Source organism: Anaeromonas gelatinilytica (assembly GCF_016820635.1).
Lineage (GTDB): Bacteria > Bacillota > Clostridia > Tissierellales > SIT17 > Anaeromonas > Anaeromonas gelatinilytica.
The window spans coordinates 1-7,807 of the sequence record NZ_WSFU01000139.1 but is presented as its reverse complement, the minus strand read 5'-3'; the positions used below and the strand labels follow the sequence as shown (position 1 = coordinate 7,807).

The 7,807-nt window shown below is 29.8% G+C and carries 6 protein-coding genes; all 6 read right to left on the bottom strand.

The features are described from left to right. A partial coding sequence (locus GOQ29_RS13880; RefSeq protein WP_203373270.1) for a HAMP domain-containing protein occupies positions 1-1,050 on the bottom strand: 1,050 nt, incomplete at its 3' end. 170 nt (positions 1,051-1,220) lie between these two features. Further along, entirely contained in the window at positions 1,221-2,444 is a 1,224-nt protein-coding gene (locus GOQ29_RS13875) for an electron transfer flavoprotein subunit alpha (protein ID WP_203373269.1), read from the bottom strand. A 21-nt stretch (positions 2,445-2,465) separates the two neighbouring features. Further along, positions 2,466-3,254 (bottom strand): electron transfer flavoprotein subunit beta/FixA family protein, encoded by a 789-nt coding sequence (locus GOQ29_RS13870; protein WP_203373268.1) that lies wholly within the window; start codon positions 3,252-3,254, stop codon positions 2,466-2,468. A 23-nt stretch (positions 3,255-3,277) separates the two neighbouring features. Further along, complete coding sequence (locus GOQ29_RS13865) at positions 3,278-4,417, bottom strand: acyl-CoA dehydrogenase (protein WP_203373267.1); 1,140 nt, start codon at positions 4,415-4,417, stop codon at positions 3,278-3,280. Positions 4,418-4,799: 382 nt separating this feature from the next. Continuing rightward, positions 4,800-6,857: a sigma-54-dependent Fis family transcriptional regulator gene (locus GOQ29_RS13860; RefSeq protein ID WP_203373266.1), complete on the bottom strand. Its 2,058-nt coding sequence runs from the start codon at positions 6,855-6,857 to the stop codon at positions 4,800-4,802. 53 nt (positions 6,858-6,910) lie between these two features. Beyond that, positions 6,911-7,543: a redox-sensing transcriptional repressor Rex gene (locus GOQ29_RS13855; protein WP_203373265.1), complete on the bottom strand. Its 633-nt coding sequence runs from the start codon at positions 7,541-7,543 to the stop codon at positions 6,911-6,913. Positions 7,544-7,807 lie beyond the last annotated feature (264 nt).

Genomic DNA, 7,807 nt, shown 5'->3' with positions numbered 1-7,807 from the left:
TGATTTTACAGTGAAATCTCCATTCTCTACTTTTTTCATATCTTCAACTAATTGATTCAATGGATTTATAAATTTTCTAGATAATATTATAGTTCCTATGATTCCTAATACTAATACTATAACTCCAATGATCAAAATAGAATATATTATTCCATTTATACTTTCACTAATTTCTTTCATATAAGTTATTCCTAATACTTTCCATCCTAATCCCTTTATTGTAGTAAAATTAGTAAATTTATCTTCTGTTTTTCCACCTTCTTCCATTGTATAATGTACTATCCCTTCTTCTTTACTACTTATAGCTTCCATTATTTCTTCAACAGGCATTGGTTCCCCTATTAAGCTCTCATCACTATGAGTCATTATATTATTATCACTATCTACTAATACTATCTCACCATAATCACCAAATTCTATTTCAGTTATTACATCAGACATAGAACCTAAAGTTATATCTATAGCTAATATACCTACAAGCTTATCTCCATCATATACAGGAGTCGATAATGTGACAACCATTTTACCTGTATCTTCATCTATATAAGGTTCACTCCATACTGATTCACCTTTATTTTCAGCATCCATATACCATGGTCTTCCCGTAGCATCATAATCATCTCCCATATCTACTACAGGATAAGCATAAAAATCATTATTTGGATTAGCAAAATAAATACTCAAAACGTCATCATATGTATTTAAATATCTCTCAAAAGTTTTTATTGCTTCTTCCGAGGATTCATTTTCTTTTGCATCTAAATTTAACAAATTAGGATCTTGTGATGTTAATATCAAACTATCTTCATATTTACTAAAATACTCATCAATATAACTTTCAACTTCCCCTACCATCTGTTTTCCTGATGTTTTTAATTCACTTTCTAATGCATTAACCGAATTAATATAAGAAGTTATACCCAATGATAATACTTGAATAACTATTATAGCAACAACTGCTACAATTAATTTTCTCGCTAAGCTCATTCCCTTTACTCTTTTAATATTTGCATCCTTTTTCCATTCCTTTTTATGAAACATCTTTTTCATAAGTTTCCCACCTCCTATATAATTATCGACAAAAATTATGATTTCTTTACTATTTTCTATGTTTTTTACATAAAAAAGATCAAGGATTTAAGTGAAAGGCTTTTCTATCCTTGATCTTTTTTATATTATATTTAAGGTCAGCTGTTTATTTTTAAAATCAACTGCCTATATTATCCTTCTACTGATTTTAAAGCTGTTACTATATCATCTACATTGTCCAAAGCCTCTAGTAATTCAGGAATTACTTCATATAGGTCTCCAACAATACCATAGTCTGCAACTTTAAATATTGGTGCATCTGGGTTCTTATTTATTGCTACTATACAGTCTGATGATTGCATACCAGCTAAATGCTGAATAGCTCCAGATATTCCTGCTGCTATATATAGTTTAGGTCTTACTGTAGTACCTGTTTGACCTACTTGATGAGCATGTTCAATCCATCCTTCATCAACTGCTGCACGAGACGCTCCTACTGCTCCATCTAATTTTTCTGCTAATTTTTCTAGTAATTCAAATCCTTTTTTATCTGTTAATCCTCTACCACCAGCTACTATAATTGGAGCTTCATCAAGAGCTACTGCTTCTTTTTCACTCTTAATTACTTCTAATACTTCTGTCTTTAATTGTCCATCTTCAAAAGATACTTCAACCTTTTCGATGTTGCCTGTATTATCCTCATTATATTTAGCTTTTTCCATAACACCAGGTCTTACTGTAGACATCTGTGGTCTATGATTTGGACAAATTATTGTAGCCATTAAGTTTCCACCAAAAGCTGGACGAGTTTGAAGTAATTTTCCATCTTCATCATCTATTTCTAAACGAGTACAATCTGCTGTAAGTCCAGTATGAACCTTAGCTGATACTCTAGGTCCTAAATCTCTACCTATTGTTGTAGCTCCTATTAACATGATTTCTGGCTTTCTTTCTTTAATTAAATCAGCTATTACTTTACTATAAGCATCCGTAGTATAAGTTTCTAACTTTTCATTATCTACAGCTATAACATTATCTGCTCCATACTTAACTAAAGTCTTAGCATTTTCATCTAAATCTTTCCCTAATAATACAGCTGTAAGTTCTACATTTCTCTTATCAGCTATCTTTCTACCTTCTCCAATAAGTTCTACGGACACATTCAATATCTCTCCGGCTCTTTGCTCAGCAAACACCCATATACCTTTATAATCTTCAATATTTATCTTATTATTTGCTTCTTCTTTTTCCATTACTATTGCATCTACAGGACAAACTTCAACACATGAACCACATAATGTACAATTATCCTTTATTACTGCTTTTTTATCTATCATATCTATGGCATTAAATGGACATGATTTTACACATAATCCACATCCAATACACTTTTCAGTTATTACTTTTATAGACATTTTCCTACCTCCTTTGGTAAATTAAATAATCTGTCTTTCTTTAAGTCTTACTATTAAATTTCTTACTTTATCTGAATTATTTCCTTCTAATATTTCACCTGCGCTTCTAGTTGCCGGAGTGAAAGATTTTTTAACTTGTGTAGGTGAACCTTTAAGTCCTATTTGATTAGTATCAACTATAATATCATCTAATGACCATACTTTTATTTCCTTTTCTCCAAAAGCTTCATATATACCTTTAATTGATGGATATCTTGGTTCATTCAATTCTCCAATAGCTGTTAATAAAACAGGCATTTCACTCTTTATTACATAATGACCATCTTCTATTGCTCTATGAGCCACAACATTATCTCCATCTAATTTTAAATCCTCTACATATGTGATTTGTGGTAAATCTAAATGTTCTCCAATTTGAGGTCCAACCTGAGCTGTGTCTCCATCTATAGCTTGTCTTCCACAGAATATAATATCAAAATCGCCCATCTTTTTTATTGCTCCAGCTAATGTAGTTGATGTAGCCCAAGTATCAGCTCCAGCAAATGCTCTATCACTTAATAATATTGCTTCGTCTGCTCCCATAGCAAAAGCTTCATTTAAAGCTACTTTTGCTTGAGGAGGACCCATTGTTAACACAGTTACCTTTGTATCTTCATATTTATCTTTAAGTCTTAATGCTTCTTCTAATGCATTTCTATCGTCAGGATTTATTATACTTGGAACCCCTTCTCTTATGAGAGTCCCTGTCTTTTTGTCTATCTTAACTTCATTAGTATCAGGAACTTGCTTAATACATACGATTATATTCATATTTCTTCCTCCTATCATAATTTCTACGCTAATACATTACCTGCTATAACCATTTTTTGTACTTCTGATGTACCTTCATATATCTCAGTGATCTTAGCATCTCTCATCATTCTTTCAACTGGATAATCTTTTGTATATCCATATCCACCATGTAATTGAACAGCTTTTGTAGTTACTTCCATTGCTGTTTCTGATGCATATAATTTAGCCATTGCAGCTTCTTTACCATAAGATAATCCCTGTGATTTTCTATATGCAGCATTATATACTAAATGTCTTGCTGCATTAATCTTAGTTTCCATATCTGCTAACATCCATTGAAGACCTTGAAATTTAGCTATTGGTCTACCAAATTGTTCTCTTTCCTTTACATATTTAACTGTCTCATCCATAGCTCCTTGAGCAATTCCTAAAGCTTGAGCAGCGATTCCTATTCTTCCTCCATCAAGAGTTGACATTGCAACCTTAAATCCTTTACCTTCTGCTGCTAAAAGGTTTTCTTTTGGTACCTTTACATTTTCGAATATAAGTTCAGTTGTTGCAGATGCTCTAATGCCTAATTTATCTTCTTTTTTACCAATTTTAAATCCTTCATATCCTGCTTCAACTATAAAGGCACTTATTCCCCTCGTACCTTTTGTTTTATCTGTCATTGCCATTACAATATAAATATCTGCTTGACCACCATTAGTAATGAATACTTTTGATCCATTCAATATATAATGATCTCCTTCTAAAACTGCGGTGGTTTGTTGCCCTGATGCATCTGTTCCTGCATTTGGTTCTGTTAAACCAAAAGCTCCTAAATGTTTACCTTCAGCTAAAGGTCTAAGATACTTTTGTTTTTGCTCCTCTGTACCATATTTGTATATTGGCCAAGTACCTAAAGATGTATGAGCTGACAATATTACTCCTGTAGTAGCACATTTTTTAGATAATTCTTCAACTGCTATTACATATGCTAAGTCATCTCCACCAGCTCCACCATATTCCTTAGGAAATGGAATTCCCATCATATCTGCCTTAACCATTTTTTCCACAGTTTCCTTTGGGAATCTTTCTGTTTCATCAATTTCTGCTGCTATAGGTTTCACTTCATTTTCAGCAAAATCATTAATAACTTTTCTAATCATTTCTTGTTCCTTAGTCAAACTGAAATTCATCACTTTCCCTCCTTAAATATATAAAAATCAATAATTTCTTTTTCATTTTTGATTTTTAATCCGTTTATTATATAATGCATAAACTATACCAAAATCAATTTTATCATTAAAAAATATCTTTTACTATATATTCTTTATAAATAATACTTCATCTAAACATTGAATATATGACTTTTTTCGGATAATTAGATCTAAAAAATAATTTAAATTAAAGGAATCAAATCTAAAAATAAAATCTGATTTCTTCAATATTTTGTTAATTAATTAACCTTGACTGTATATTATTTCATACATTGTCACATTAATGTCCCATGGTTGTCGTTAAATTAATATCAATTATTGTGTGTTAATTTTCATACACTGTCCCGGATATCACACAGTATTATTTAATATTATATTTATCTAATTTTTCATAAAGAGTAGATCTGCTAATATTCAATATCTTAGCAGTTTTTACTCTATTATCATCTGTAAACTTAAGGCAATCTATTATAGCATTTTTCTCTGCATCTTCAACAGCCTGTCTAAGTGTAAAATTTTTATTTACATTATCTGTATACCCTCCTTTAATATATTCTGGAAGATTATTAGGTTTTATTTTTTCCCCAGACTCCACTAAGTTTATTGCTCTTTCTATAACATTCTCCAGTTCCCTTACATTTCCTGGCCAATGATATCCTTTTAAAGTCTTTATAGTTTCTTGTGAAATACCTGGAATAAATTTTCCTAAATCATTTCTATGCTTTTGAAATAAAATATCTATCAAAATATCTAAATCTTCTTTTCTTTTTCTTAATGGAGGTATGTCTAATTTAATAACATTTAATCTATAGTATAAATCTTCTCTAAAATTTCCTTCATTAATCATCTTTTCTAAATCTCTATTAGTGGCAGCTATAACTCTTACGTCTATCTTTAATGGCATATTTGATCCAATAGGTTCTACTTCTCTTTCTTGTAATACTCTCAATATTTTAGCCTGCATATTTAAAGGCATATCACCTATTTCATCTAGAAATATAGTTCCACCATCGGCTAGTTTAAACTTTCCTACTTTTCCTCCTTTACGAGACCCTGTAAAAGCTCCTTCCTCATATCCAAAAAGTTCTGATTCTAATAACTCGGCAGGAATTGCTGCACAATTCATTTTTACAAAAGATCTCATATGTCTTGGACTAGCATTATGAATTGAATGGGCAAATAACTCTTTTCCTGTTCCACTTTCTCCAGTTATTAATATAGTTGAATTACTTTTTGAAGCTTTTAAAGCTAATTTTTTTACTTCGTTCATTTTAGAACTCTTTGAAGGAATATTATCAAAAGAATATTTAGCTTGTCTTTCCTTTATAAGCTCCGATTTATAATATTGTAATTCCATCTCTATATTACTTAATTTTTTTGCTAAAGATTTTACCTCTTGAACATCTCTAAACATTATCTTTCCTATAGCTCCAACTATTTTATTATCTTCTCTAATAGGAACCCTCATAGCAACTATATTATTAGAACCTATTTTTTGAATCTCTCCTATCTCAGATTCTCCAGTCTTTAAAACTACATGTAATCTAGTATTTTCAATTACATCAGTAACTTTTCTTCCAACTAATTCATCTGAATTTTCGTCTAAAAATTTAGCATAAGAATTATTAATCATTATAATCTTTTCATCTTTATCAATTACCACAATACCATCATAAGCATTATCTAAAATTGTTCTTAATATTTCTGTTAAATTTTTCTCTGAATTTAATCGTTTCATAGTATCTTGTAATGTGGTAATATTATTTAGTTCTAGTACTGCACCTTCTAATTTGTCTTCCTTAGTAAATGGAGTTACATTTACTATTATATTTTTATCTCTAATATTAACCCTATTCCCTATAGAAATTTTTCTTTTTTTTAATACATCTCTAATTATCTCCTCAAAGGGAAGATCTTTTATGTTTTTTATAGATTTATCTCCAAGTATTTCTTTAGCAGATTTATTTATATTTAAAATATTTCCTTCTGTATCAATCAATAAAATCCCATTATGAATAGCTGTAAAAATAGTATTCAACTCTTCATTAATATAACTATTCCTATTATGATATTCTTTAAGTAAATCTGTAGTAGTTACAATACCTACTATTTTATCATTATCATTCACAACTGGAAGTCTTCCTACATTTACCTCAAATATTTTATCTGTACTTTCATTTTCATTAATATAAACTATTTTTCTTTTCATAATAGAATTCACTGAGTTTGAGGTTTCAATGTTATTTGTTATTGCATAGTATAAATCCCCCTTCGTAAATAAACCTACCAATATATCTTCATTATCTACTACAGGTATTCCATCAATATTATTATCTATTAATAAAGATGTAGCATCTATTATACTCATATCTTCATCTATAGTTATAGGGTCTTTAGTCATTATATCTTTTACCCTCATAGTTTTCCCTCCATTATTAGAAAAAAGACCATCATTACTGACGGCCTACAACTTTAATCATTGTTCTCTTTTAATAAATATGAAAGTGTAAATAAGCTTTCATTTAAATGCACATTTTCTACTGTTACATTATCATCAAGTTTTAAATCTGCTGGTGCAAAGTTCCAAATTCCTGTGATTCCACTCTTTGCCATTCTCTCAGCTATTTCTTGACTGCCTTCTTTAGAAGTACATATTATACCAATTTCAATATCATTATCTCTTATAAAATCATCCATATTATCCACATCTTGAATCATTACATCCATTAATTTTATTCCAAACATCTTAGGATTCTTGTCAAAAATAGCCATTATCTTAAATCCTGCATCATTGAATCCTCTATAATTAGAAATAGCCTGACCTAAATTACCAGCACCTACTAATATAGCTTTATATATTCTATCCAAGCCCAATATTTTTCCGAGTTCTTTCTGCAAATCTCTTACATTATATCCATACCCTTGCTGCCCAAAACCACCAAAATTATTTAAATCTTGCCTTATTTGAGATGCAGTAAAATCTGTTAGTTTACTTAATTCCTGTGATGATATTCTCTTTATATCATTATCCAATAATTCTGTAAGGTATCTATAATATTTAGGCAATCTCCTTATTACAGCCATTGATACTTTTTTGTTTCCCATATTTCATCCCTCTCACATTCTTTATTTTAACTTTTTACTATGTTAATTATATATCAACATATTCCATATAGTCAATTTCTACACTTAATTTATTATACTAGAACCTTAATAAATTATCAAAATTTATATAACTTTTTTATTTCTTTTTTAATTATACCCAATTTACAGAACTTATGAGCGAGAAAGGCCACTTCTTCAGACGTGGGATGAAAGGGATATTTTTTAAATAGTTATTGTGGTTTATCAGCATAACTAATACAATGT